Consider the following 666-nt stretch of genomic DNA (forward strand, 5'->3'; position numbering starts at 1 on the left):
TCGCACGTTTTGCTGCAAAACTTGCCTCGCTGGGATTTACGGTAGCAAAAGAAACCATGCAACTCATGCGCGACATCGCAGACTCTGGTGAACTCAATACGCTAACCCCAGAACGCGTGTGGCAAGAGTGGCATAAATCGCTTTCAACGCCTCGTCCCGATGTGTTTTTATCAGTATTGCGAGATTGCGGCGCGTTAGCTGTCGTGCTACCAGAAATCGATGCGTTGTTTGGGGTGCCTCAACCTGAAAAATGGCATCCAGAGATCGATAAGGGTATCCATACGTTGATGGTAGCAGAGCAAGCCGCAAAGCTAAGCACGTCACTCCCTGTTAGATTTGCCGCACAGGTGCATGACTTAGGGAAAGGAGTGACACCAGAGCGCGAATGGCCTAGCCATAAAATGCATTGTCATACCGGTTTAAAGCTAATTAAAAAACTGTGCGAACGTGTACGTGTACCGAATGAATTTAAAGATTTAGCGCTCATGGTCTGCGAGCAACACTCCAACATTCATCGCGCCGCTGAGTTAAAGCCGCAAACCATCATCAAAATCCTGAACAAGTTTGATGTATGGCGCAAGTCGGAGCGCCTAAAAGACATTCTAATTTGCTGCCAAGCGGATCATGCAGGCCGCAAAGGTTTAGAAGATCTACCATATCCACAAG

1 protein-coding gene is annotated in these 666 nt (G+C 48.0%); it reads left to right on the forward strand.

What is annotated here, in order from left to right; translation table 11 throughout:
- Positions 1 to 666, forward strand: a 666-nt coding sequence (locus R7E78_RS27220; protein WP_318058761.1) for an HD domain-containing protein, incomplete at both ends; no start/stop codon positions are given.

This window comes from Vibrio sp. YT-19(2023), assembly GCF_033337395.1.